The organism is Janthinobacterium sp. HH106, assembly GCF_001758725.1.
Taxonomy (GTDB): Bacteria; Pseudomonadota; Gammaproteobacteria; order Burkholderiales; family Burkholderiaceae_D; genus Janthinobacterium.
The window spans coordinates 20690-43577 of record NZ_LRIC01000063.1 but is presented as its reverse complement, the minus strand read 5'-3'; the positions used below and the strand labels follow the sequence as shown (position 1 = coordinate 43577).

Annotated in this window: 19 protein-coding genes; 6 read left to right on the top strand and 13 right to left on the bottom strand. The window is 61.2% G+C overall.

What is annotated here, in order from left to right:
- Positions 1-132: 132 nt before the first annotated feature.
- Entirely contained in the window at positions 133-414 is a 282-nt protein-coding gene (locus JAB8_RS24335; RefSeq protein WP_070291786.1) for a hypothetical protein, read from the top strand.
- 217 nt (positions 415-631) lie between these two features.
- Here JAB8_RS24335 and ftsB read toward each other — a convergent pair whose 3' ends face one another.
- The 3 genes from ftsB to JAB8_RS24320 all read right to left on the bottom strand — a co-directional run bounded on the left by ftsB (position 632) and on the right by JAB8_RS24320 (position 4093).
- The gene (gene ftsB / locus JAB8_RS24330) at positions 632-955 is read right to left on the bottom strand and encodes a cell division protein FtsB (RefSeq protein ID WP_070221436.1); all 324 of its coding nucleotides are present in this window, start codon (positions 953-955) and stop codon (positions 632-634) included.
- 61 nt (positions 956-1016) lie between these two features.
- Positions 1017-2300 carry a phosphopyruvate hydratase gene (gene eno / locus JAB8_RS24325; protein ID WP_070260371.1) on the bottom strand — a complete coding sequence of 428 codons (1284 nt, stop codon included), beginning with the start codon at positions 2298-2300 and terminating at the stop codon, positions 1017-1019.
- Between the two features lie 140 nt (positions 2301-2440).
- Complete coding sequence (locus JAB8_RS24320; protein ID WP_070291785.1) at positions 2441-4093, bottom strand: CTP synthase; 1653 nt, start codon at positions 4091-4093, stop codon at positions 2441-2443.
- 246 nt (positions 4094-4339) lie between these two features.
- Here JAB8_RS24320 and JAB8_RS24315 point away from each other — a divergent pair, with 246 nt between their 5' ends.
- Positions 4340-4747 (top strand): PRC-barrel domain-containing protein, encoded by a 408-nt coding sequence (locus JAB8_RS24315; protein ID WP_070291784.1) that lies wholly within the window; start codon positions 4340-4342, stop codon positions 4745-4747.
- Positions 4748-4778: 31 nt separating this feature from the next.
- On the opposite strand, the gene JAB8_RS24310 is transcribed toward JAB8_RS24315, so the two are convergent.
- The 5 genes from JAB8_RS24310 to JAB8_RS24290 all read right to left on the bottom strand — a co-directional run bounded on the left by JAB8_RS24310 (position 4779) and on the right by JAB8_RS24290 (position 10089).
- Positions 4779-7034, bottom strand: coding sequence for a TonB-dependent receptor (locus JAB8_RS24310; protein WP_070291783.1), 2256 nt, complete (start codon positions 7032-7034; stop codon positions 4779-4781).
- A gap of 50 nt (positions 7035-7084) precedes the next feature.
- Positions 7085-7858, bottom strand: coding sequence for an energy transducer TonB (locus tag JAB8_RS24305; RefSeq protein WP_070291782.1), 774 nt, complete (start codon positions 7856-7858; stop codon positions 7085-7087).
- Complete coding sequence (gene exbD / locus JAB8_RS24300; RefSeq protein WP_070291781.1) at positions 7855-8280, bottom strand: TonB system transport protein ExbD; 426 nt, start codon at positions 8278-8280, stop codon at positions 7855-7857. Before exbD ends, JAB8_RS24305 begins: the two co-directional genes overlap by 4 nt.
- Positions 8281-8283: 3 nt before the next feature.
- The gene (exbB, locus tag JAB8_RS24295; RefSeq protein WP_070291780.1) at positions 8284-9039 is read right to left on the bottom strand and encodes a tonB-system energizer ExbB; all 756 of its coding nucleotides are present in this window, start codon (positions 9037-9039) and stop codon (positions 8284-8286) included.
- A 141-nt stretch (positions 9040-9180) separates the two neighbouring features.
- Positions 9181-10089 (bottom strand): ChaN family lipoprotein, encoded by a 909-nt coding sequence (locus tag JAB8_RS24290; protein WP_070291779.1) that lies wholly within the window; start codon positions 10087-10089, stop codon positions 9181-9183.
- 281 nt (positions 10090-10370) lie between these two features.
- On the opposite strand from JAB8_RS24290, the gene JAB8_RS24285 reads away from it, so the two are divergent.
- Positions 10371-11687, top strand: a complete 1317-nt coding sequence (locus tag JAB8_RS24285) for an FAD-linked oxidase C-terminal domain-containing protein (RefSeq protein WP_083287071.1) — start codon at positions 10371-10373, stop codon at positions 11685-11687.
- A gap of 166 nt (positions 11688-11853) precedes the next feature.
- On the opposite strand, the gene JAB8_RS24280 is transcribed toward JAB8_RS24285, so the two are convergent.
- From JAB8_RS24280 to JAB8_RS24265, 4 genes are all read right to left on the bottom strand, one after another.
- Positions 11854-12327: a GNAT family N-acetyltransferase gene (locus JAB8_RS24280; RefSeq protein WP_070291778.1), complete on the bottom strand. Its 474-nt coding sequence runs from the start codon at positions 12325-12327 to the stop codon at positions 11854-11856.
- 38 nt (positions 12328-12365) lie between these two features.
- On the bottom strand, positions 12366-15521 hold the full coding sequence (locus JAB8_RS24275; RefSeq protein ID WP_070291777.1) for an error-prone DNA polymerase: 3156 nt from the start codon (positions 15519-15521) through the stop codon (positions 12366-12368).
- Positions 15522-15686: 165 nt separating this feature from the next.
- Positions 15687-16037 (bottom strand): transcriptional regulator, encoded by a 351-nt coding sequence (locus tag JAB8_RS24270; RefSeq protein ID WP_070291776.1) that lies wholly within the window; start codon positions 16035-16037, stop codon positions 15687-15689.
- On the bottom strand, positions 16034-16399 hold the full coding sequence (locus JAB8_RS24265) for a DUF6516 family protein (protein WP_070291775.1): 366 nt from the start codon (positions 16397-16399) through the stop codon (positions 16034-16036). The genes JAB8_RS24270 and JAB8_RS24265 overlap by 4 nt, the downstream gene beginning before the upstream one ends.
- A 142-nt stretch (positions 16400-16541) precedes the next feature.
- On the opposite strand from JAB8_RS24265, the gene JAB8_RS24260 reads away from it, so the two are divergent.
- Together JAB8_RS24260 and JAB8_RS24255 are read left to right on the top strand one after the other, a co-directional pair.
- Entirely contained in the window at positions 16542-17327 is a 786-nt protein-coding gene (locus JAB8_RS24260; protein ID WP_070291774.1) for a PhzF family phenazine biosynthesis protein, read from the top strand.
- A 177-nt stretch (positions 17328-17504) separates the two neighbouring features.
- Positions 17505-19907, top strand: coding sequence for a TonB-dependent receptor (locus JAB8_RS24255; RefSeq protein WP_070291773.1), 2403 nt, complete (start codon positions 17505-17507; stop codon positions 19905-19907).
- Between the two features lie 118 nt (positions 19908-20025).
- On the opposite strand, the gene JAB8_RS24250 is transcribed toward JAB8_RS24255, so the two are convergent.
- Positions 20026-20421: a glyoxalase/bleomycin resistance/extradiol dioxygenase family protein gene (locus JAB8_RS24250; protein WP_070221449.1), complete on the bottom strand. Its 396-nt coding sequence runs from the start codon at positions 20419-20421 to the stop codon at positions 20026-20028.
- A gap of 255 nt (positions 20422-20676) precedes the next feature.
- Here JAB8_RS24250 and JAB8_RS24245 point away from each other — a divergent pair, with 255 nt between their 5' ends.
- Complete coding sequence (locus JAB8_RS24245) at positions 20677-22875, top strand: OsmC domain/YcaO domain-containing protein (protein ID WP_070291772.1); 2199 nt, start codon at positions 20677-20679, stop codon at positions 22873-22875.
- Positions 22876-22888: the final 13 nt, after the last annotated feature.

Below are 22888 nucleotides of genomic sequence, written 5' to 3'. Positions count from 1 at the left end.
TTTCAGGGCGTGGCCGGCGGCTACGCCCTTATTATTCGTTTCTTGAATTTCTGAAATTGGAATTTGAAATTAGACATATATCGCCAACTCCATTATTGTGCAATGCAACAACAGACCATTCATGGAGGGCATATGTCCACTTTTACCAACACCTACAGCAACGACAACGACAACTACTTCAGCAACCTGGGCCGTGCGACGCGCGCCTTCCTGGGCGCCCTGCTCGCTTCCAAGCCGTACAGCGAACTGGCCCAGAAGGAAGTCATCGCCAGCGCGACGACCAGCGCCGACGACGAACGCTATGTACGCCCAAGCAAGCGCGATTTCGCCCTGCTTAACTCGGAGGCAAACCGCTACGAAAAGCTGATGCCTAACCTCGCAGCCGAGTTGCGTTTCTTGGCCTCGCGCGGCTAACTAAATACTGAAAGGATTTTTATATGATGTTTCTCGAAACCGCACTGATCGCCGTAGCCGTCGTCGTTACCGGCATCCATTTCTACCTGATCTCGACCGGCAAGGCGCGTTTCTGATCAGCAAGCAGCAAGGCAATAGTGTGCAGCAGTACAAGGTAACAATATGACATGTCAGCCTGGCAATCGGTCCAGGCTGGCAAGCGGGAAGTGGGTACGACTTAGTGCGGCGCAGCAGCGTCCACCGGCGTTTCCTGCAGTGGCGGGGTTTGGCCCTTGCGCACGATCTGCACGAAAATCTCATTCTGTTTGACCATGCCCAGCTCATAGCGGGCACGCTCCTCGACGGCGCCCGTACCATCTTTCAGGTCGCGCACTTCGGATTCGAGCTTGGCGTTGCGCGCCTTCAATTCCATATTCTTTTTATTCGCCACCGCCACCTGGGCTTCCATGTCGGCAACGCGCAGCCAGCCGCCTTTACCCAGCCAGAGGGGAAATTGGATCAGCAGCAGCAGGGCTGCCAGGGCGAGCGTAATCAGGCGCATGGGGTAGTCGGTTAACAAACCGGCCGGATATCTCCGGCCGGCCAGTGGGTTTTACATCAGCTTACTTCAGATTATAGAACGCATCGCGGCCAGGGTAGCTGGCGATGTCGCCCAGGTCTTCCTCGATACGCAGCAGCTGGTTGTACTTGGCCATGCGGTCCGAACGCGACATCGAGCCGGTCTTGATCTGCAGGGCGTTCGTGGCAACGGCGATATCGGCGATGGTCGAATCTTCCGTTTCGCCCGAGCGGTGCGAAATGACGGCCGTGTAGCCGGCGCGCTTGGCCATTTCGATGGCGGCGAAGGTTTCCGTCAGCGTGCCGATCTGGTTGATCTTGATCAGGATCGAGTTGGCGATGCCTTTCGAGATGCCTTCTTTCAGGATCTTGGTGTTGGTGACATACAGGTCGTCGCCGACCAGTTGCACTTTCTTGCCCAGTTCCTTGGTGAGGATCGCCCAGCCGTCCCAGTCGCCTTCATGCATCGCGTCTTCGATCGAGATGATCGGGTACTTGTCGCACCAGGTCGCCAGCAGGTTGGTGAACTCGGTGGCCGTCAGGCTCAGGCCTTCGCCTTCCATTTCGTACTTGCCGTTCTTGTAGAACTCGGACGCGGCGCAATCGAGGCCGATGGCGATCTGCGTGCCTGGCTCGTAGCCCGCTTCTTCGATGGCCTGGATGATCAGCTTGATGGCTTCTTCATGGTTGGCCAAGGATGGCGCGAAACCGCCTTCGTCGCCCACGTTGGTATTCAGGCCCTTCTTGTGCAGGATCTTTTTCAGCGTGTGGAACACTTCCGCGCCGTAACGGACGGCTTCCTTGAACGATGGGGCGCCCACGGGAATGATCATGAATTCCTGGATGTCCAGGTTGTTGTCGGCGTGCGCGCCGCCGTTGATGACGTTCATCATCGGCACTGGCATCTGCATGGCGCCCGAACCGCCGAAATAGCGGTACAGCGGCAAGCCCGCTTCTTCGGCGGCAGCTTTGGCGACGGCCATGGAGACGGCCAGGATGGCGTTGGCGCCCAGGCGCGATTTGTTTTCCGTGCCGTCCAGGTCGATCAGGGTACGGTCCAGGAAAGCCTGTTCATTGGCGTCCAGGCCCATGATGGCTTCGGAGATTTCGGTATTGATGTTTTCGCATGCTTGCAGCACGCCCTTGCCGAAGTAGCGCTTGGCATCGCCATCGCGCAATTCCACGGCTTCGCGCGAACCGGTCGAGGCACCCGACGGCACGGCCGCACGGCCCATCACGCCCGATTCCAGCAACACATCGCATTCGACGGTCGGGTTACCGCGCGAGTCCAGGATTTCGCGACCGATAATATCAACAATAGCACTCATGTCATTCTCCAAAGTTAAGCGTAACAGGGGCTGCACACTGCGTTCTGATGCGCAATTGCACAAAGGGGGCAAAGAAACTCCCGGCGGGAACCATCTGGCCGGGAGCTGTCTTACGGGTAATACTGTCGTGATCGACCGCGTTATTGCGCAGCGGCGTTGGCTTCTTTGTGCGCCAGCGCTGCCTTGATGAACGAGGTAAACAACGGATGGCCGGTGCGTGGCGTCGACTTGAACTCGGGATGGTATTGCACGCCCATATACCATGGGTGGGCATTTTCACCCGTGCGTGGCAATTCCATGATTTCGCACAAATCTTCGCTCGGCGTGCGGGCCGAGACGATCAGGCCAGCCGCTTCGACACGGGCCAGGTAGTGATTATTGGCTTCGTAGCGATGGCGGTGACGCTCGGTCACCACGCTGCCGTAGATCTCGGCAGCGAGGGTGCCCGGATTGACGGCGCAGGTCTGCGCGCCCAGGCGCATGGTACCGCCCAGGTCCGAGTTTTCATCGCGCAACTCGACTTTACCATCGTGGTTTTGCCACTCATTGATCAGTGCAACAACAGGTTGATCCGTATCAAGGTCGAACTCGGTCGAATTCGCGTTCGGCATGCCAGCCTTGTTGCGCGCGTATTCGATCAGGGCCACTTGCATGCCCAGGCAGATGCCCAGGTAAGGGATCTTGTTTTCGCGGGCGAACTGGGCCGCCTTGATCTTGCCTTCCACGCCGCGCTTGCCGAAGCCGCCCGGTACCAGGATGGCATCGTACTTGGCCAGGTTCTCGCAACCCGTCGTTTCGATTTCTTCCGAATCGATGTACTCGATGTTGACGCGGCTTTCCGTGTGGATGCCGGCGTGGCGCAGCGCTTCGATCAGCGACTTGTACGACTCGGTCAGCTCGACATACTTGCCGACCATGCCGACGGTCACTTCCGCCTTCGGGTGCTCCATCGTGTAGATCAGCTTGCTCCAGATCGACAGGTCGGCCGGTGCGGGATCGAGGTCCAGCGCATCGCAGATGATCTTGTCGAGGCCCTGGTCGTGCAGCATTTGCGGCACTTTGTAGATGGTGTCGACGTCCCACACGGAAATGACGGCGTCTTCCTCGATGTTCGAGAACAGCGAGATTTTCGCGCGCTCGTCTTCCGGGATGGCGCGGTCGGCGCGGCACAGCAGCGCGTTGGGCAAGATGCCGATTTCACGCAGCTTTTGCACCGAGTGCTGGGTCGGCTTGGTCTTCAACTCACCGGCCGAGGCGATGTAAGGCACCAGGGTCAGGTGGACGAAAGCCGTGTTCTTGCGGCCGGCGCGCAGACTCAGCTGACGCGCCGCTTCCAGGAATGGCAACGATTCGATATCGCCGACGGTGCCGCCGATTTCGCACAGGGCCACGTCGTAGCCTTCGGCGCCACGGCGGATGTAATCCTGGATTTCATTGGTGATATGCGGGATCACCTGCACGGTCTTGCCCAGATATTCGCCCCGGCGTTCCTTGCGGATCACCGATTCATAGATCTGGCCAGTGGTGAAGTTATTCACCTTTTTCATGCGGGTGGAAATGAAGCGCTCGTAGTGACCGAGGTCGAGGTCGGTTTCGGCCCCGTCGTCGGTGACGAATACTTCACCGTGTTGCATAGGGCTCATCGTGCCAGGATCGACGTTGATGTACGGGTCGAGCTTGAGCATGGTGACTTTAAGGCCGCGCGATTCGAGGATCGCGGCGAGGGAGGCGGCGGCAATCCCTTTTCCAAGGGAGGACACAACGCCACCAGTGACGAAGACAAATTTGGTCATTGCAGATGGTGCCGAACGGCACGTGCGGGAAATTGAAATTATACACTAAAGCCCGCCTGCGTCGCCCCCCGCGCGCGGAAATTTGCGCCAAATACCGACTATCCCTCCCCCTCCTGCTGTCTACGCACAACAAAATTACCCGATAGCAAGAATTGAAATATTTCCAATTCCATACTTTGTGTGGGCGAGCGAACAGACCCTGCCGCGCCCTGGCCGCAGACTGGGATTTTTCAACAGGAGGTCACCATGAGCTACGAAGAACGCGACGCCTACGGCATGTATGTCAACCGCGGCCACAAAGGCCCCGGCCCTGAACTGATGGGTGCCGACACCCTGATCGGCGACCATGTGCACAACGCCAAGGATGAACACCTGGGCGAAATCAAGGAAATCATGATCGACATGCGCAGCGGCAAGATCGCTTATGCCGTCATGTCGCACGGCGGTGTCTTCACCATCGGCGAAAAACTGTTCGCCGTGCCCTGGGAAGCGCTGCTGCTCGACACCGTCAACAAGCGCTTCACCCTGAACGTCGACAAGGAACGCATCGAAAACGCGCCCGGCTTCGATACCGATAACTGGCCGAACATGGCGGACAGCGCCTGGGCGACGTCGATCCATAGTTACTATGGCACCACTCCTCGCGAGTATTAATTAACCCCTAAGCGGTGGGCTGGGGTGCACCTTAAAACCGGTACTCCAGCCCCGCCACATAGGTCCTGCCCCGCGCCGTGCTCAGCGGCGTGTTGTCCTGCGACTGCGACGGCATCGAGTTCAGGCGGTTCAGCGCTTCCGAAAAATCCTTGTTCATCGCGTTCTGCACGGACAGGCGCAGGAACAGGGTTTTCGACATCTGGTAACTCGCATACAAGTCGATCACGGCCGGGATCTTCGGATTGTCGGCCTTCAACACTTCACCCGTCGCTTCATCAGCTTCGTTGTCCGGCGACAGGCGGCGGTTCGACCCCGTGTGCTTGATGATCGCGCCGATCTCCATTTTATTGTCCAGCAAACGCGTGCCCACGTCGAGATTGTAATAAGTGCTGGGCAGCTCGCTGATGTCGGCCGCGCCGAACCAGGCGCTGGCGATCGAGGTGGGCTGGCGCGTCGTTTCGCGCGTGTACGACAGGCGCGCATACGCCGGTCCCAGATGATATTGCGCTTCCAGTTCCCATCCGCGCGAATACACGGGCGTGGCCGAGTTGATGTAGATATACATATTCGTCATGTAGTCATCGACATTCTGCCAATCATTGGCAAGCACTTCCGCGATATTGCACTTGCGGCCGCGGTCGCACACGAGGAAGGACTGGCTGGTGATATAGCCATCAATCTTGCTCTTGAAATACAGCGCCTTGAAATTCAGCACGTCATTCTTGCTCAGCAAGCCATGCAGGCTGGAATTGAAGCCCAGCTGATAGGTCGTCGCTTTCTCGCCCTTCAGAAACGGATTCATCGAAGCCCCGCCGTCATTCGAGAAAAACACTTCCTGCGGATTCGGCCCGCGCATGGTGCGCTCGGCGCTGGCAAACGGCTGGAACCACGGCGTCACTTGCGCGGAAACGAGCAGCGAAGGGTTGATGCCGTGTTCTTTCAGCGCAATATTGCTCGCCCCTTGCGGGAAACACTGCACGCGCGGATCGCAGGCGGGCTTGTGGCCGGTCAAATCAAAGTGCGTGGTGTTCAGGCCCGCATTGACCTGAACCATGCCGCGGTTGTATTGCAGGCCCGCGTACAGGCTGCTGATCTTTTGCACGCCTTCGGGGCCGAAGGTATTGTTTTCAATAGATTGCTGGTTCGCATCCGGGTTGTCCGGATCGTCGACGAGGCTTTCCACGTGCTTGCTGTACTTGTTGCGCATCAGCTTGCCGCCCACCGTCAGCAGCGCATCGCCGCCGGCCAGCTTGAAGCTGCTGGTGTTGTTGATGTCGATGGCATCGGCGCGGTTGGCCGCATTCGTGTTGATGAAATTGGTCAACGCTTCAGGCATATATTTCTGATTACCACGGCTGCTGCTGGCCACCACATTGAGGTCGATCAATTCCGAAAACGGCGTGTAGTGATATTTGACGTAGTAGTCATTGCTGCGGATATCGCGGCGCGTAAACGTGCTGCGGTAGTCGCGCGCCGACAGCTCCAGCGCGTGGAAGTCGCTCAATGTGAGGTCCAGCTTGAGCAGCTGCGATTTCGGTTTTTGCTTGTAATAGCGGTTGTAGCCGAAACCGAATTCCTCGCTGTTGACGCCTTTCGCATTCTTGTAGTTGTTGCCGATCGCGCTGGCACTGGTGGCGGCCATGAAGCCTACGCTGCCGCCATCGAAGGCAGGGTTTTTCATGCCCACGGCCAGCATGGCGCTGCGTCCTACACCGTTGTTCCCTGTCGACATCTTCGTGCGCGCGCCCACCTTTTCGCCGGCGAAGACCACGTCATCGACGCCGATGGTGCGGAAGTTGGCGCTGCCGGCCAGTGCATTGACGCCATCGCCGCCGACCACATTGCCGCGTGACACGTCCACGCCGATGATGAAGTTCGGGTCGATCAGGGCGCCGAACTGGCTGCTGGGCACGCCGCCGTGCGACACGGACGACGGTGCGCTGCCATAGTAATTCTGGCTCACGCCATCGACCATCATGTTGACGCGCCCCACGCCCGACAAGCCGCGGATGTTGACGCTGACGGCGCCCTGCGCCGGATCGATCTGGGTAAACGTGCCCGGCATGCTGCGCACGATCTGGTCCACGGGTTGCAAGCGCGTGTCCGCGCCGCGCGCGCTGACGGCGCCCGGTTTTTCCAGCGCCTGCTGTTCCGCCGGAACCGTTTCACCCGATACATTCAGCGGCGAAAACACGACCTTGCCGTCGCTACTTTCTTGCGCCCATGCCTGCTGCGCCAGCAACGCCATGCAGACGCCCACGGCTCGTGTCATTGTCTTGATATGCATACACCCTCGATTTGTTATGGTTGGATTTTTAATGAATACAAGCGGCATCCTCATGCCTTGTCCTGCCCTGGCTCCAGCCTGAACGAGACGGGCAAGGTGACGGTCACCGTGCCCTGGTGTAAGACCTTGTCGGGCGGCGCCGGCAGCGGCTGCGCGCGCTGCAGCACTTGCAGCGCTTCGCGGTCGAGCAGCACCGTGCCCGATGAAGTGACCAGTTCGCTGGCCAGCAGCTTGCCGTCGCGGTCCACCTGGAAGCGTACCCAGGCGGCGCCGGCCCGCTTGCGCTGGCGCGCGTCGCCCGGATAGCGTTTGAAATGGGCCAGGTGGCTGAGCACCCGGCTTTGCCAGCTGGCGGGCGCAGCGCTGGCGGGCGGCGTGTCGCTGTCGAACGGCGCCGCCTGCGGACCGCGCACCGAACTTGGCGCCGGCGTGGCGCTGCTGCTGGCCTGGGCTTGCATGGACGCTTCCCTGGCGGCATCCTTGCCGGGATCTGGCGACGGACTGGCTTCTGCCTTCGCTTCTTTTTCGGCCGCGACGATTTGCGGCGCGGCGGCGCGCGCCAGCACGGGCAGCGCTTGCTGCCTGGTCGTACTCTTTTTCGGTTGGGCTGCGCTGGACGCGGCCGACTGGCGCGCCCCTGCCGCTGCCGCTTGTTGCGTCTCCGGCGACATCGCTTGCGCGGCAAATACGACCATCACGCTGGCGGGCGGCTGCGCGGGCGCGACAGCGACGGGCTGCCAGGCCATCCACAGCAGCAGCGACAGTGCGGTAGCCGCCACCAGCGACGTGGCGATGCCCCAGCTCAATACCGGACGGGGATTCACCCGCCCTCCCGGCCCACCAGGCCCACTTTCAGATAGCCGGCCTGGCGCAGGGCATCCATCACGCCCAGCACGTCTTCATACGCGGCTTGCTTGTCGGCCTGGAAGAACAGCGTGCGCTGGCGGTCGCCGCCCGTCTGTGCATCGAGCAGGCTGCCCAGCTGCCCGCGCGCCACGGGCGACTCGCCCAGGTACAGGCTGTGGTCGGCTTTCAGGGAAACGAACACCGGTTTTTCGGGACGCGGCTCGGGCTTGGCCGTAGCGGCCGGCAAGTCGATCTTCAGGTCGACGGTGGCCAGCGGCGAGACCACCATGAAGATGATCAAGAGCACCAGCATCACGTCAATGAAGGGCGTGACATTGATCTCACTCAATTCCGGCATGTCGGCCGTGTCGTCGTCCTGCGATGGGAAAAGGCTGGCCATGGCTCAGGCCTGCTGGCGCAGGTCGAGGTCGCGGCTCAGCATCAGCAGCACTTGCGCGGAAGCGGCCCGCAGCTGCGCCTTGTACTGATTGATGCCACGGCTCAAGACGTTGTAGATGACGACGGCGGGTATCGCCGCCACCAGGCCCAGCGCTGTCGCCAGCAAGGCTTCCGCGATGCCGGGCGCGACGGTCGCCAGATTCGTGCTCTGGCTGACGGCGATGCCGATAAAGCTGTTCATGATGCCCCACACGGTGCCGAACAGCCCCACGAACGGTGCCACGGCGCCTATGCTGGCCAGTAAACCGATGCCTTGCGCCATGCTGCGTACCTTGTGCGCGATCAATTGCTCCTGGCGAAACCCGGCACGCTCCTTCAGGGCCGCCGCCGGCGCGCTGGCATGCGACAGACTCAGTTCCTGCTGCACCTCGGCCAGCAGCTGCTGCGCCAGCGAATTGCTGCCTGCGCCCTCTACTTTGACGGCCGCGTCCGGCAAGGACGTTGCCGTCTTCAGCATGGCGACGGCTTGCGCCGCCGCGCGCCGCGCTTGCAGCAAGCTGGCGCCCTTCACCAGTAAGACCACCCAGGTGGCCAGCGCGCCGAGCAGCAAGCCGATGAGCACGCTTTTGACGATCTGGTCGGCGGCGAAGAACATGCCCAGCGGCGACATATCGTGCGGCAATGCGGACGCTTGCGCCGTGGCATGGAACAGGGAAAGAAACACGCCGCCGGCGGCGGCTTTGATACAGAGGATACGCATGGGAGCTTCAACAGGTAACAGGCATGGCTGCGCCAACGGCGCGCACGCGCATGCAAAAAAATCGGAAAAACTACCTGGCTGCTGCGAAGAAGCTTGCTGGGGAGGAGTGCCGGGCTGAACGCCCGGCGGAGTTACAACGAATTACTTTGCGCTGGCGACGGCGGGTGCCGCCACCGGCGTGTACCACACAAAATCCGCCTGCGGCGCCAGCACCGTGGCGCCCTGCTGGGCGAGGACCAGCACCAGCGGCGCGGGGCCGCCCGTCAAGTCCTGTACATGCAGCGGCACGCCCAGGTCCTTGTGCGCATGGTAGGCGCCGGCGATCAGCACGGCGGGCGCGGGCGCGGCCAGCAGGCGCTCGGCCATGCGGCGGTCGCGCTGCTGCTGCACCGACAGCATGGCGGCCAGGCGCGGCGCATCGATCTGGTTGTCGTGCATGACGCGGATGATGTCTTTGAGTTTGTCATGCACCTTGCCATCGTTGGCCAGATTCGAATGCTTGCCCTGCACGGCAGGCTGGTCGACAAACAGTTGCTTGATCTCGCTACGGTCCAGGTTGGCAGACCAGACGGGATAAGGCGCGTGCATCACGGTCATGACCAGGTCGCCATATTGCGCCCACTTCCAGCTCGGCTGCCAGGCCAGCAGCTCGGCCACGTGTTCGGGGCGCACGACGGGGTCCGTCTGCAGCCACGGCTTGACCTTGTCCACCTTGGCTTGCTGGTCCGGGTTCAGCATTTCCAGCAGCACGCTGCCTTGCGGACGCTGGCCCTGCAATTGCTGCAGCAGCCACTGCTCGATCTTGTGGTGGCTGAGCTGGTCATGCTGCTCGCCCACGATGACCCTCGGGGCGGCGGCCAGCTGGGCCAGCAATTGCTCGGCAGTCAAGCGCTGGCCGCTGCGCAGGTCGATGATCTCGCCCAGCTGGCGCACGTCTTGCACAGTAGCGGATGCCGCAGTCGTGGTACTCAGCGGAGCGACGCTGCTGCAGGCGCTCAGCGCCAGCACGCAGACGGGCAGGATGGCGGCGAGGGACAGGGGGAGTTTCATGGCATGGCCTTTCGGGTGGAAGCACGCATTGCAAAATAACTACTGGCGGGCATTTTAATAGAAATGATTCTCATTTACAACCAATGCACGGCACGCCATGCGGATTTTTTTACAAGCGGCAAAAAATTAACTGGCGCTTCAGTGAAATCCCCGGGCGCGGAGTAGAATAAAAAAAACGGAGGACTTGCGTGAATCAAACTGACCAGTTGGCGGTACTGAAAAAACCGCTGCCCGTATCCCTTGCTGCCGTACTTTCCCTGATCTTTGCCGACCGCTTTTCCATGACGCAAGCCATGCGCGCACACCATGGCCGCGACGAGTCGAGCTATCCCCCCATGCTGCCCGATGCCGTCATCTTCGCCCATTCCACCGAGGAAGTGGCGGCCGCCGTCAAGCTGTGCAGCGCGCACGACGTGCCCGTCATCGCCTACGGCAGCGGCACTTCGCTCGAAGGCCATGTGCTGGCACTGCATGGCGGCGTGACGATTGATCTGTCGCAAATGAATCACATGGTCGCCGTGCACAATGAAGACTTGACGGCCACCGTGCAGGCGGGCGTGACACGCAAGCAGCTGAACGAGGACATCCGCGACACGGGCCTGTTCTTCCCTATCGATCCGGGCGCGAATGCCTCGCTGGGCGGCATGGCGGCCACGCGCGCCTCGGGCACGAACGCCGTGCGTTACGGCACCATGCGCGAAAACGTGCTGGCCCTCACGGTGGTGACGGCCGACGGGCGCATCATCAAGACGGGGACCAGGGCGAAAAAATCGTCGGCCGGCTACGACCTGACGCGTTTATTTGTCGGCAGCGAAGGGACCCTGGGCATCATTACGGAAGTGACGGTAAAACTGTATCCGCTGCCGGAAGCGATCTCGGCCGCAGTGTGCTCGTTCCCCGGCACGGGCGAGGCCGTCAGCGCCGTGATCCAGACCATCCAGATGGGTATTCCTGTGGCACGGGTCGAGTTTCTCGATGAAAATGGCGTGAAAGCCATCAACGCCTACGACAAGATGGCCTTGCCGGAAAAGCCGCTGCTGCTGTTTGAATTCCACGGCACGCCGGCCAGTGTGGCCGAGCAGGCGCAGCTGGTGCAAGCCATCACGGCGGAACATGGCGCCAGCGATTTCGAGTGGGCCAGCCGACCCGAAGAGCGCTCGCGCCTGTGGGCCGCTCGCCACAACGCGTACTTCGCCCTGCTGCAGATGCGGCCGGGCAGCCGCGCCATTTCCACCGACTGCTGCGTGCCGATTTCGCGGCTGGCCGAATGCATCCTCGCCACCAAGGCCGATTGCGAGGCGCAGGGCCTCGTCTATGCCATCATCGGCCACGTGGGCGACGGCAATTTCCACGTGCAGATGCTGGTCGACCCCGACGACCCGGCCGACATCGCGCGCGCCGAAAAGGTCAACAGCGACATGGTCACGCGCGCCATCGGCATGGACGGCACGTGCACGGGCGAGCATGGCGTGGGCATGCACAAGATGGCTTTCCTGGTGGAAGAACATGGCGAGGGCGCCATCGACACCATGCGCGCCCTCAAGCACGCGCTCGACCCGAAGAACATCATGAATCCGGGGAAGATTGTCAGATGGTAGGTCGCGCCCTTCGGGATCGGCATTTTTCCCACTGGGAAAAATGCCCTCTCTGGGTACGTCTCCAGTCCTTGCCGTTGGCTTAATTTCTACGCCGTCATCAAAGTCATAAGCCCGCAAGCAAAAAATGGGGGCAGACCCGCCGGGTCTGACCCCAGCCTTGGCCATTTTACAATTCCATGCGCATCGGCACGAAAGCGATGCCGCCCGTTTCCACCTTCGGCCCCGTGGCAACAAAGCCCAGGCTTTGATACAGGGGCAAGGCGTAGGCCGAGGAATTGACGGTAAAGGCCGTCACATCGCCCTTGGCCAGCGACGCGTCGCGGGCCGCCTGCCACAGGCGGCGCGCCATGCCGCGCCGGTGCAGGGCGCGCGGCACGAACATGTGGAACAGATGCGTGTTGTCGCGCATGGCCACCACGCCGGCCAGTACGCCGTCGATATGCGCGAGCTGGTAGGCGTAATTGGGCAGCGACAGATAGCCTTCGATGGCGGGCTGGCGGCAGTTCTCGATGAACTTTTCCGCCCCCACGCCGTCCGGGTGCAGGGTCAAAAAGGGCATCAAGTCGTCGATCAGGGCGACGATGGCGGGCGCGTCGGCGACCAGGGCGGGACGCAGTGTCGGTTCGGGGAGTGTCGTCATATTCAAATAATGCCATGCCCCCTCCCCGCCGGCAACTCTCAGCAAAAATCGCGGCTGCTGGTCCGCAAGCGCCCCAGCAAGTGCGACATATCGACCAGGTGCTTGGCCACCAGGTTGCGCACGATGCCTTCCCTTTGCCAAACACCGTACACGCCCAGCAGCGGCGCGCTCAGCACTTCACGCCGCTGGCTTGCCACCAAGTCGGGCCAGACGATGACGTTGACCGTGCCCGTCTCGTCTTCCAGGGTCATGAAGATGACGCCCTTGGCCGTGCCCGGACGCTGGCGCACGGTGACGATGCCGCAGGCGCGCGCCACTTGCCCGCTCGTGTACGTCATCAGCGTGGACGCCGGCATGAAGCGCTGTTCCAGCAATTGTTTGCGCAACAGCGCCAGCGGGTGGCGACCCAGGGTCAGGCCTTGCGCGCGGTAGTCGCTGACGATGCTCTCGCCTTCCGTCGGCGCGGCCAGCACGGGCAAATCTTCCTCTTGCGTGGTATCGCGCAGCAAGTCCCTGTCCGGCACGGCGCCGGCCGCCTGCCACAGCGCTTCGCGCCGGTGCCCGGCCAGCGCATGCAGCGCGTTGCCGGCAGCGAGCACCTGCAAGTCATGGCGGTCCAGGCCGCCACGGCGGGCCAGGTCGGCCACATCGACGAAGGCGGCGATGGCACGCGCATCCTCAATGCGTTGGGCAGCCTGCGCGCGCATGCCGAACAGGCTGTTCAAGCCCAGGCGCACGGCCGGTGCATCACGCTGCCCGCCCTGCCCTGCCGGCGCTTCCAGCGCCGCCTCCCAGCCGCTGACGGCCACGTCGACGGGCAGCACCTGCACGCCATGGCGGCGCGCATCCTGCACCAGTTGCGAAGGGCTATAAAAGCCCATGGGCTGGCTGTTGAGCAAGGCGCACAGGAAGGCAGCCGGTTCGTGGCATTTCAGCCAGGAACTGGCGTACGTCAGCAGGGCGAAACTGGCCGCGTGCGACTCCGGAAAACCGTATTCGCCAAAGCCCTCAATCTGGCTGAAGATGGCCTCCGCGAACTCCCGTTTATACGCATTTTTGACCATCGTTTCGACGATGCGTTCCTTGTAATTGTTCATGCCGCCCTTGCGTTTCCAGGCCGCCATGGCGCGCCGTAGCTCATCAGCCTCGCCGGGCGTGAAATCGGCCGCGATGATGGCCACCTGCATCACCTGCTCCTGGAAAATCGGGATGCCGAGGGTGCGCCCCAGCGCCTTGTCCAGGCCCTTCGGATACTCGACCGGCTCTTTCTGCTGGCGCCGCTGCAGATAAGGATGCACCATGCCGCCCTGGATGGGCCCGGGGCGCACCAGCGCCACCTCGATGACGAGGTCGTAGAATTCACGGGGCCGCAGGCGCGGCAGCATGCTCATCTGCGCGCGCGACTCGATCTGGAATACGCCGATGGTGTCCGCCTGGCACATCATGTCGTAGGTGGCGGGGTCTTCGGCGGGAATATCCTGCAGGCGAAATTCCTCGCCGCGCCGCCCGCTCACCAGTTCCAGGGCGCGGCGCAGGGCCGACAGCATGCCCAGCGCCAGCACGTCGACCTTCATCAAGCCCAGTTCTTCCAGGTCGTTCTTGTCCCACTCGATGACGCTGCGTTCGGCCATGGTCGCGTTTTCAATCGGCACCAGGCGCGACAGCTTTCCCTGAGCGATGACAAAGCCGCCCGGATGCTGCGACAGATGGCGGGGAAAGCCCAGCAGCTGCTGCGCCAGGCCCGCCCACTGCTGCGACAATTCCGCTTCCGGGTCCAGCCCGCATTCGGCCAGGCGCTCGAGCAGATCGCGCTTGCCGTCGAACCAGCGGTGCGCCTTGGCCACCTTTTCCACGATGGCCAAATCAATCCCCAGCGCCCGCCCGCTGTCGCGCAAGGCGCTCTTCGGCCGGTAGCTGATCACCACGGCCGCCAGCGCGGCCCGTTCGCGCCCATATTTGCCGTAGATATATTGGATGACCTCTTCGCGCCGCTGGTGCTCGAAATCGACGTCGATATCGGGCGGCTCGTTGCGCTCGCGCGACATGAAGCGCCCGACCAGGCAATTGCCGCGCGCCGGGTCCACTTCCGTGATGTGCAGGCAATAGCAGACGGCCGAATTGGCGGCCGAACCCCGGCCCTGGCACAGGATGTTTTGCGAGCGCGCAAAGCGCACGATGTCGTAGACGGTCAAAAAATACGCTTCGTAGGAAAGATCCCGGATCAGCTCCAGCTCCTGTTCGATCTGCTCCTGCACGTTGGCTGGAATACCGAGAGGAAAGCGCAGCAGCGCGCCCGCATACGTTTCTTCGCGCAGATACGTCGCCGGCGTGTGGCCGTGCGGCACCAGCTCGACGGGATAGTCATAACGCAGGCTGTCGAGCGAAAACGTGCACTGACCGGCGATGCGCACGGTTTCCGCCAGCGCTTGCGGCGGATACACATTGGCCAGGCGCAAGCGCGCGCGCAGATGCTGTTCCGCATTTTGCGCCAACGCATAGCCGCACTCGCCCACGGGTTTGCCCACGCGGATCGCGCACAGGGTGTCGAGCAAGGGCTTGCGCGACCGCACGTGCATGCACACGTGGCCGACGGCTGCCACGGACAAGCCCAGCGCCTGCGCCGCCTCCTGCACGGCGCTGCGGTGCGCGTCATCCTGCGCCCGCTGCAGCAGGTTCAGGCCGATCCAGCTGCGCTCGCGGCCAAAGGTGGACGCCATCCACTCACCCTGCGCGCGCACGGTTTCCGCCTCGGCCGCATAGCTGGGCAGCAAGATCATCAGACAGCCGGGCAAGCCCCGCAAATGGGCAAACTCCGCCGCAGGCGCGGTGAAATCATCGGGCGTCAGCAGATAGCGCCCCTTGGCCGCCCGCGTGCGCGCCATGGTGATCAGTTCCGACAAGTTGCCGTAACCATCGATATCGCGCACCAGGGCCAGCAGGGACGGCCCCGGACTGCCGTCGGCCTGCGTCAAATGGAAATGCGCGCCGATAATCAGGTGAAAACCGGCCCGCTTGGCCACCGCATGGGCGCGCACGACGCCGGCCAGCGAACACTCGTCAGTAATGGCCAGCGCCTTGTAACCGAGCTGCACGGAGCGCGCCACCAGCTCTTCCGCATGCGAGGCCCCATGCAGGAAGCTGAAATTGCTCAGGCAGTACAACTCAGCATACTCGGGTAAGACGGCGCCCCACATGATCTACCTCAATACTGTATGTAAACACAGTATATTATACTCATCTGGAATCAAGTAGCCGGTTCCAGTCGGATAGTGTTCATTTTGATGGGCACACGGAGCGTCTGCCGGCCCGCGCTAGGCTTTGGCCTGTCGCATGACGGACCAAATTGATAGTCCGGCAAATCAATTAGCAACTATGCGAAACTCCGTCGCTGTGGCTACGGGGCGAACTTGATTTCGCTCCCGTTTCAATTCCACGATGCCGTAATTGGACATTGTTTTCAATGTGCGCGACAGGTTGCTAGGTTTACGGCCCGTTGTCTCAGCCAATGCAGAGATGGATTCCGGTTGCGTTTCCAGAATCACGTGCAACAACGCCCGGTTTTCGTCGCTCAGGACTTCCGCCAGCGATTTGATCGAAGTGAACCAGACCTTGGGCTCATCCGCCTTCGGTTTATATATGCCGCGAGCGATGGCGAGCACGCGTTCGCGGATTTTCTCTTGCGGCATGATGCCAATAAAAATCGGTTTCATTGCTTTTTTACCTCCAGCAAAATGCGGTCCACGTCAGCAAAAGAATCATTGATGAGATGCTGCGCATCCTTGAATTCGTATGGCACTCCCTGATCTGACGGATGCCGGTGTTTATGGTCGAATGCCACGATGCGTCCCGCATATTTGAATTTCTTTGGCGGCTTTACCATGTGCGCATTGTCGTAACCGAGGATGCGTTTGCCATACGGTTCGTGCAGCGTCAGCGAGTAGCGTATGCCGTGAGGAATCTCATCCGACACTTCCGTCCGCCTGGCTTCTATCTTGATCCAATAACCGCCATCCTGGTCGAGGATGGAACCATCCATGTCCAGCAATGTATCGATGGCAGGATCGGTCCTCATGCTGGAAGTATATCATCTGCTGATATGTCACTTCCACGAAAGCGTCAATAGGCGCAGCCTTTGACTCCACCCAGCCAAGACATCGCGAAGCTTTGCACTTATTTTCGTTTATGCTGATGTTTTATCTTGCCCATCGACCGCCATGATCGTCCACTTATTAAAATGTTTCGGCGCCGCCCCCGGCGGCGGCAATGCGGCACTGGTCGTGGAAAACGGCGGCAGCAGCGAAACGGCGCGCCAGACCTTCGCGCGCGAACGCCAGGTCAGCGCCTGCGTCTTCCTCGACCGGCAGGCGGACGGTGCCATCGTGCTTGACTATTTTTATCCGCACACGCACAGTCCCTTGTGCCTGCATGCCACCCTGGCGGCCGCGCATGTGCTGCTGACGGCGCCCGGCGCGCCGCCGGCGCTGACGGTGAGCACGGCCATGCGCGGGCAAGCCTTGCAGCTGGTGCGCCGCGCGGAAGGGATATTCATCGGCTTGACATCGCAGCCGGCACCGGTCGTCATGCTGGAAAAATATGTGCCGTCGGAACTGATGGGCCAGCACATGCACTTGCTGTCGCCGCCCGTGATCGCCTCCGTCGGCAGCCCGAAGCTGCTGCTGGAAGTGGCCGACCGCACCACCCTGCGCGCGCTGCGGCCTAACCTGGAACTGATCGCCGACTGGAGCGCCTTGCATCAGGTCAGCGGCTGCTATGCGTATTGCCGCACGGGCGAGAGCGAATATGAAGGACGCAACTTCAACCACCGCGACCCGGCGCTGGAAGACAGCGCCACGGGCGTGGCGGCAGGCGCGCTATCGGCACATTTGCAACAGTCGCTGCGTCTGCATCAGGGCCACGTGACGCAGCAGCCGTGTCTGATCGAGGTGCAATACAGCACGCAGGCAATCTGGGTGGGCGGCATGGTGCAGCGCAGCACCTGAACGGGGCATCACGCACCAGTACAAGGCAAGCTCGGCAGCGGCCAAAAGAGAATCAACCAGGAAACAACAGTTACAGCAAATTTGTAATAACAAAACGAAGTATCGCTGGTGAATGCTGAAATGATGGCACTAGAATCAAGTCACGAATCTTGCTCATCAGCCACTTGGAGACACTGCGTGCCGACCCTCACCACCTTGCGTAAAGCCATCCTCATCAGCCTGTACGGCAGCGCCGCCCTGGCCGCCTTCAGTCCCGCCGCCATGGCCCAGTCCACGGAAGCGGCCGCCACGGACGGTCCCGTGCAAACGGTCAGCGTGGTCGGCTCGCGCCGGGTCGCCAGCTCCGCCACCGATACCATGGTGCCCGTCGATATCATCCCCATTTCCCGGGTGGCCGAGCAAGGCGGCCAGTTTGATCTGGCGCAATCGCTGCAATACATTTCGCCCTCGTTCAACTCCACGCGCCAGACGGGCGCCGACGGGGCCGACCTGATCGATTCGGCCGCCCTGCGCGGCCTCGGCTCCGACCAGACCCTGGTGCTGGTGAATGGCAAGCGGCGCCACACGACGGCCCTGGTCAACCTGTTCGGTGCGCGCAACCGCGGCAACACGGGCACGGACATGAATGCGATTCCTTTGCTGGCGATCAAGAACGTGCAAGTGCTGCGCGACGGCGCGGCCGCCCAGTACGGCTCGGACGCCATTGCCGGCGTGATCGACATCGAACTGAAGAAAAGCCTGGGCTGCGAAGCGGTGGCCGGCTACAGCCAGTACTCGGAAGGCGACGGCAAGAATTACATGACCTCCGCCTACTGCGGCATCGCGCTGGGCGACAAGGGCACGCTTGCCATCACGGGCGAATACCTGGACCGGGGCCGCTCGAACCGGGCCGACGCGGACAGCATGCGCATCATCGGCGACACCAAGTCCAAGAACAAGACCCTGTACGTCAATGGCGACTACGCCACCAGCGGCACGGGCAAGCTGTACTTCACGGCCGGCGCGCAGACGCGCGACGCGTCCAGCGCCGCGTTCGGCCGGGGCGGCATCGGCAGCGACGACATTCCATCGCGCAATTCGGCCGCCATGTACCCGGACGGTTTCGTACCGTTCATTAACGGCAAGATCGACGACCAGTACGCCACCATCGGCCACCGCAGCCAGATCGGCGAATGGCATGCGGACTTTTCGCAAACCTATGGCTACAACAAGATGCGCTACGACATCAGCCATACCCTGAACGCCTCGATCGCCAACCTCGACCTGATGAATGGCGGCAAGGGCGTCAGCGCCAGCAACTTTGACGCGGGTGGCTTCTCGTTCCAGCAGCTGACCAGCAATGCCGATTTCAGCCGCTACTACGACACGGTACTGAGCGGCATGAACGTGGCCTTCGGCGCCGAATACCGCAGCGAAGAATACAAGATCATGGCCGGCGAGCCGAACTCCTACATCGATGCCGACGGCGTGGGCGTGGGCGGCAATGCGGGCAGCCAGGGCTTTCCCGGCTTCCAGCCCGGCGACGCCACCAAGGCCAAGCGCCACAGCATCGCCGCGTATGGCGACGTGGAACTGGACTGGACGGAACGCCTGAAAACCCAGGCCGCCCTGCGCTACGAAAAATTCAGCGATTTCGGCTCCACCGTGACGGGCAAGCTGGCCGCCAGCTATAAAGTGGCGCCCAACGTGCTGCTGCGTGGCTCGGCCAGCACGGGCTTCCGCGCGCCATCGTTGCAACAAGTGTATTTCTCGTCCACCTTCACCGACTTCATCGGCGGCGTGCCTACCGACGTGGTGCTGGCGCCGAACGGTGGCACCGTCGCCAATGCGGCCGGCATTCCCAAGCTGAAAGAGGAAAAATCCACCAGTTTTACGTTCGGCACCACCTGGACGCCGACGCAAGCCATTTCCGTGACGGCCGACTTGTACAATATCAAGATCAAGGACCGCATCGTGCTGTCGGGCCGCTTCAATGCCGACAACTACCCGGACCTGGCCGCGCGCCTGGCCCTGCTGGGCGTGGGCGAAGCGCAATTCTTCGTCAACTCCATCGACACGCGCACGCGTGGCCTGGACCTGACGGCCTCGCACAAGGGAGAATTCGCCGGCAACCGCCTGAACACCTTCCTGGCCTTGAATTTGAGCAAAACGGAAGTGACGAAAGTCAAGACGCCCGCCTCGCTGACGGGCTTCGAGGATGTCTTGCTGTCCGAACGCGAACGCCTGTTCATCGAACAGGGCGGCCCCCGTTCGAAAGCCACCCTGGGCTTCGACTACATCACGGGCAAGCTGGAGTCGGACTTGCGCATCATTTATTTTGGCCCGCAAACCCTGGGCACCTTCAGCGGCACGGCCGAGGGCGTACCGAACGCCCGCTACGCGGCCAAGACCTCGGCCGACCTGAGCTTCACCTACAGCATCAACAAAAATACCAAGCTGACCTTTGGCGGCAACAACATCTTCAACGTCAAGCCGACCACGCAAAACGCGGACGAGACGGACAACGGCTTCAAATACGACAGCGTGCAATTCGGCCTGAACGGCGCCTCGTATTTCGGCCGGCTGTGGGTGAAGTTCTGATCGCCGTGTCCACCTGAAGAAACAGCGGCTGCGCCGGCATGGGCAGCCGCTGTTTTTTTGCATCAACTCCCGGTCGGCAGACGCTGGACGAGGGATGGTTCCCCCTCGTCTAGGCAATTCAGACAGGACAGTTCAACATCCACTGCACCCCGAACCGGTCGGTCAATTTACCGAAATAATCGCCCCAAATCTGTACGGCGAGCGGTGTCGTGACCACACCTTGATCCGCCAACTTGTCAAACAGCTGTTTTGTTAACTGCCTGTCCTTCATCTGCAAAATATGCGCAGACCCTCGCATTGGCTCCGCATCATCATTATCCGAAGCAAAGAACAACACGCCTGGCCCCTCAAACCGTGCATGCATGATTTTCCCGCGCATGGCTTCATGCGGGACAGGCATGCCATCGACGCCAAATCGCAATACCTCGGTAATCTTGCCCAGCCCGCATTGCGTGTAGAACCCCAGTGCTTGTTCGCACGTCGTGGTAAAGAATAAATAATTAGACAATTGCATCAGCTCATCCTTACAGTAATGTAGGCAACGCGAAAGTAAAAAGACGGTGAACCCGCATGGGACTCAGTAGCGGTCAACATCCCGGTACTGCTCCCATGGAGGATAGCCACTTATCGAACCGAAAAACTCATGCATTGTCACGACAACAGGGGGGGACCGCTCCCGGCCAGCGCTGCCGCGGCGAACAATCTTTGTCCCGCGGCGGAAAGCAAGGATAATAGCGCCTAACTCATAAGCACAGTATTGGATTACCTCATGGAAATTAAAGTCAACTTTCTCGACAAGCTGCGTCTCGAAGCCAAGTTCGACGATTTTACGGTCATCGCCGACCAGCCCATCCGCTACAAGGGCGATGGCTCGGCGCCTGGCCCGTTCGATTACTTTTTGGCATCGTCGGCACTGTGCGCCGCGTACTTCGTGAAGTTGTATTGTGATACGCGCAATATTTCCACGGAAAATATCCGTCTGTCGCAAAACAATATCGTCGATCCGGAAAACCGTTACCAGCAGATTTTCAAGATCCAGGTCGAGCTGCCGGCCGATATCTCGGCCAAGGACCGCCAGGGCATCCTGCGCTCGATCGACCGTTGCACGGTGAAAAAAGTCGTGCAGACGGGCCCCGAGTTCCTCATTGAAGAAGTCGAGAACCTGGATGCCGATGCCCAGGCCTTGCTGGCCCTGAATCCGGCCCCGGGCGCGAGCACCTATATCGTCGGCAAGGATTTGCCGCTGGAACAGACCATCGCCAATATGTCGGGCCTGCTGGCGGGCCTGGGCATCAAGATCGAAATCGCCTCGTGGCGCAACATCATTCCGAACGTGTGGTCGCTGCATATCCGCGATGCGCATTCGCCCATGTGCTTTACCAACGGCAAGGGCGCGACCAAGGAAAGCGCGCTGGCGTCGGCCCTGGGCGAGTATATCGAGCGTCTCAGCAACAACCATTTCTACGCGGGGTCGTTCTGGGGCAACGACATCGCCAACGCGGATTTTGTCCATTATCCGAACGAGCGCTGGTTCAAGCCGGGCCGCAAGGATACGCTGCCGAAGGAAATCCTCGATGCGTACACCCTGGGCATCTACGACCCCGATGGCGAGCTGCGCGGCTCGCACCTGATCGACACCAATTCCGGCAATGCCGAGCGCGGCATCTGCTCGCTGCCATACGTGCGCCAGTCCGACGGCGAGACCGTGTATTTCCCGTCGAACCTGATCGAAAATCTATATGTCAGCAATGGCATGAGCGCCGGCAATACTTTGGTCGAAGCCCAAGTGCAATGTCTGTCGGAAATTTTCGAACGGGCCGTCAAGCGCGAAATCATCGAAGGCGAGATCGCCCTGCCCGACGTGCCGCAGGAAGTGCTGGCGAAATACCCGGGCATCCTGGCGGGCATACAGGGGCTGGAAGAACAGGGTTTCCCCGTGCTGGTGAAAGATGCGTCGCTGGGCGGCGTGTACCCGGTGATGTGCGTCACTCTGATGAACCCGCGCACGGGCGGCGTATTTGCCTCGTTCGGTGCGCACCCGAGCCTGGAAGTGGCGCTCGAGCGCAGCCTGACGGAATTGCTGCAGGGCCGCAGTTTCGAAGGCTTGAACGACTTGCCGCAGCCGACGTTTGCCAGCGAAGCCGTCACCGAGCCGAACAACTTCGTCGAACACTTCATCGATTCGAGCGGCATCGTCTCGTGGCGCTTTTTCAGCGCCAAGGCCGATTACGATTTTGTCGAGTGGGATTTTTCCGGCCACGGCGAAAACTCGAATGCCGAGGAAGCGGCGACCCTGTTCGGCATCCTCGCCGGCATGGGCAAGGAAGTGTACACGGCCGTGTATGACCAGCTGGGCGCCACCGCCTGCCGCATCCTCGTGCCCGGTTATTCGGAAGTGTATCCGGTGGAAGACTTAATCTGGGACAACACCAACAAGGCGCTGCTGTTCCGCGCCGACATCCTGAACCTGCATCAGCTGGACGATGCCAGCCTGGAAGACTTGCTCGACCGGCTGGAAAACAGCGAGCTCGACGAGTACGGCGACATCGCCACCCTGATCGGCATCGAGTTTGACGAAAACACGGTGTGGGGCCAGCTGACGACCCTGGAATTGAAGCTGCTGATTCATCTCGCCTTGCAGCAATTCGAGGAAGCAAAAGAGCTGGTGGAAACCTTCCTGCAGTACAACGACAACACGCTCGAACGCAAACTGTTCTATCAAGCCTTGAACGTGGTGCTGGAGGTGGAACTGGACGACGAGCTGGAACTGGACGATTACGTCGTCAATTTCCGCCGCATGTTTGGCAAGGAACGCATGGACGCGGTGCTGGGCTCGGTGAACGGCAGCGTGCGTTTCTTCGGCCTGACCCCGACCAGCATGCAGCTGGAAGGCCTCGACAGGCACCAGCGCCTGATCGACAGCTTCAAGAAACTGCACGCGGCGCGCGCCAAGGCGGCTGCTGCCTGACCTGGGAGCGATA

What these genes read in the sequence shown, in the direction of transcription:
- JAB8_RS24270 (WP_070291776.1), bottom strand. Translation starts at nt 16,037, where the DNA reads ATGAAACCGATTTTTATTGGCATCATGCCGCAAGAGAAAATCCGCGAA.
- exbB (WP_070291780.1), bottom strand. Translation starts at nt 9,039, where the DNA reads ATGCGTATCCTCTGTATCAAAGCCGCCGCCGGCGGCGTGTTTCTTTCC.
- JAB8_RS24260 (WP_070291774.1), top strand. Translation starts at nt 16,542, where the DNA reads ATGATCGTCCACTTATTAAAATGTTTCGGCGCCGCCCCCGGCGGCGGC.
- JAB8_RS24310 (WP_070291783.1), bottom strand. Translation starts at nt 7,034, where the DNA reads ATGCATATCAAGACAATGACACGAGCCGTGGGCGTCTGCATGGCGTTG.
- JAB8_RS24275 (WP_070291777.1), bottom strand. Translation starts at nt 15,521, where the DNA reads ATGTGGGGCGCCGTCTTACCCGAGTATGCTGAGTTGTACTGCCTGAGC.
- exbD (WP_070291781.1), bottom strand. Translation starts at nt 8,280, where the DNA reads ATGGCCAGCCTTTTCCCATCGCAGGACGACGACACGGCCGACATGCCG.
- JAB8_RS24320 (WP_070291785.1), bottom strand. Translation starts at nt 4,093, where the DNA reads ATGACCAAATTTGTCTTCGTCACTGGTGGCGTTGTGTCCTCCCTTGGA.
- ftsB (WP_070221436.1), bottom strand. Translation starts at nt 955, where the DNA reads ATGCGCCTGATTACGCTCGCCCTGGCAGCCCTGCTGCTGCTGATCCAA.
- JAB8_RS24335 (WP_070291786.1), top strand. Translation starts at nt 133, where the DNA reads ATGTCCACTTTTACCAACACCTACAGCAACGACAACGACAACTACTTC.
- JAB8_RS24250 (WP_070221449.1), bottom strand. Translation starts at nt 20,421, where the DNA reads ATGCAATTGTCTAATTATTTATTCTTTACCACGACGTGCGAACAAGCA.
- JAB8_RS24285 (WP_083287071.1), top strand. Translation starts at nt 10,371, where the DNA reads ATGACGCAAGCCATGCGCGCACACCATGGCCGCGACGAGTCGAGCTAT.
- JAB8_RS24315 (WP_070291784.1), top strand. Translation starts at nt 4,340, where the DNA reads ATGAGCTACGAAGAACGCGACGCCTACGGCATGTATGTCAACCGCGGC.
- JAB8_RS24290 (WP_070291779.1), bottom strand. Translation starts at nt 10,089, where the DNA reads ATGAAACTCCCCCTGTCCCTCGCCGCCATCCTGCCCGTCTGCGTGCTG.
- eno (WP_070260371.1), bottom strand. Translation starts at nt 2,300, where the DNA reads ATGAGTGCTATTGTTGATATTATCGGTCGCGAAATCCTGGACTCGCGC.
- JAB8_RS24245 (WP_070291772.1), top strand. Translation starts at nt 20,677, where the DNA reads ATGGAAATTAAAGTCAACTTTCTCGACAAGCTGCGTCTCGAAGCCAAG.
- JAB8_RS24280 (WP_070291778.1), bottom strand. Translation starts at nt 12,327, where the DNA reads ATGACGACACTCCCCGAACCGACACTGCGTCCCGCCCTGGTCGCCGAC.
- JAB8_RS24265 (WP_070291775.1), bottom strand. Translation starts at nt 16,399, where the DNA reads ATGAGGACCGATCCTGCCATCGATACATTGCTGGACATGGATGGTTCC.